The sequence below is a fragment of the Psychrobacillus sp. MER TA 171 genome (genome assembly GCF_023713305.1).
Classification (GTDB): Bacteria; Bacillota; Bacilli; order Bacillales_A; family Planococcaceae; genus Psychrobacillus.
The window spans coordinates 1-439 of the sequence record NZ_JAMAWN010000074.1 but is presented as its reverse complement, the minus strand read 5'-3'; the positions used below and the strand labels follow the sequence as shown (position 1 = coordinate 439).

1 pseudogene is annotated in these 439 nt (G+C 32.3%); it reads left to right on the top strand.

Going from position 1 to position 439, the window contains the following annotated elements:
• A pseudogene (locus tag M3627_RS20510) lies at positions 1 to 208 on the top strand (DUF2188 domain-containing protein); the annotation flags it as partial.
• Positions 209 to 439: the final 231 nt, after the last annotated feature.

The window sequence follows — 439 nt, the reverse complement described above, 5'->3', positions numbered from 1 at the left end:
ATTCCATACAGCAACAATGGAAAAAACAGAGGTGGATAGTGAATATGCAACAACTGATAATGAAGAACATATTCAAGAACAATCAAATCAAGATAAATCGTACTTTGATAGCGAATCAATTGGCAACCAAAGTGGTGGCGTTCGACAAAGAGAACCGCTTATGGATGGTCCACATCCAAAAGTTGTGGAATCATTTAAAGACGTATAACATCTCTATCAATTAAGCACTTGTACCTATATAACGGTAACAGGTGTTTTTTTGCGTTAAATAATTTTAAAATCACTTCCTGTAATTGAAGGTTTTGATACATAATTCGAATTGTTTGAGTTTCTTTGTGCTGTTTCAGTATCAGCCCAAAGTTCGATAGTGTATTAGTATTATCTTAATAAAATGTTAGGTACAATAAAGATGATTATATATCGGAGGTTAGTATAAAAA